Source organism: Halomonas sp. ND22Bw, from assembly GCF_003011945.1.
Lineage (GTDB): Bacteria > Pseudomonadota > Gammaproteobacteria > Pseudomonadales > Halomonadaceae > Halomonas > Halomonas halophila.
In genome coordinates this window covers 1-341 of record NZ_PXWD01000417.1, presented here as the reverse complement: position 1 = coordinate 341, position 341 = coordinate 1, and the positions used below count along the sequence as shown (strand labels likewise).

Here is a 341-nt window from a genome sequence, read left to right as displayed (position 1 = left end):
GCGCTGGCCGACGATGTTTGCGATTCGACTGCCGCGCTAAGCCGCGACGCCTGCCTTCATCAACGAAAAAAAGGCCCGGTACGTTGCCGTACCGGGTCGAGGTGTGTCCGCAGGAGGAACCTGGTGAGCGGCGGCGGGCCGTCCCGCCGCCGCAATTTCGTCAACTGTTGTAGGCGCGCTCGCCATGCTCGCCGAGGTCGAGGCCTTCGCGCTCGACCTCCGCACTGACACGCAGCCCGGTCAGCGCCTTGGCGGCATAGGTGGCGATCACCGTGCCGATCGTCGCCCACACGATGGTGGTGACCACCGCGATGACCTGCGTGGTCAGCTGCGATCCGATC

General features: G+C 66.6%; 1 pseudogene. It reads right to left on the bottom strand.

What is annotated here, in order from left to right:
- Positions 1–160: 160 nt before the first annotated feature.
- Positions 161–341 (bottom strand): annotated as a pseudogene (locus tag CVH10_RS18705) (ammonium transporter); the annotation flags it as partial.